We start from the raw sequence: 564 nt of genomic DNA, 5'->3' as shown, positions 1-564 counted from the left end.
TCCCGAGTGCCTCGTTGACCCCCCGCAGGTGCCGCATCTCGTCGACGGCGACGGCGAACACCTCCTGGGCGGCCGCGTACACCTTCCTGGTGACATCGCTCGGGGTCGCGGGAAGTCGCATCGGCGCATCGAGCGAGTAGTGGGCGAACAGATACTCCACACACAGCGCGTGCTCGACCTTGGCCAGCTTCTTCAGTCTCTCGATGACCGTCGGCCGGTCCAGCGGCACGACGGACGAAGGGGCCGGGATGCCTTTGCTGTCGTCCTCGCGGTCGTTGAGGACCACGGGCAGCACGTTCCAATTCGTGATCAGCCCCGGGTACGTGAACTCCAGCGCTGTGCGTACGCCGCGCGGGGAGGCCGCGTCGCGCGCGTCCGTGTCCAGATCGGGCACCGGCGTACGGTCTTCGCGCAGGAAGTTCATCTGGGGGACGCTGCCGTTCGAGCTGCTGGTGACGTCGGGCTTCGAGGCGGCCCAGTAGAAGCACCCGCAGTCGCGGAAGTCGTACTGCCACGGCGCGCACAGGCTGCGGGTGAGGTCGCCCGGCTCGTACACGTCCGGGT

General features: G+C 68.1%; 1 protein-coding gene. It reads right to left on the bottom strand.

Annotated elements, in window-relative coordinates; translation table 11 throughout:
- Positions 1-564, bottom strand: a 564-nt coding sequence (locus tag TN53_RS41940; protein WP_046264157.1) for a LodA/GoxA family CTQ-dependent oxidase, incomplete at both ends; no start/stop codon positions are given.

The organism is Streptomyces sp. WM6386 (genome assembly GCF_000972385.1).
In the GTDB taxonomy this organism is placed as follows: Bacteria; Actinomycetota; Actinomycetes; order Streptomycetales; family Streptomycetaceae; genus Streptomyces.
This window is presented reverse-complemented; position numbering and strand designations above follow the sequence as displayed.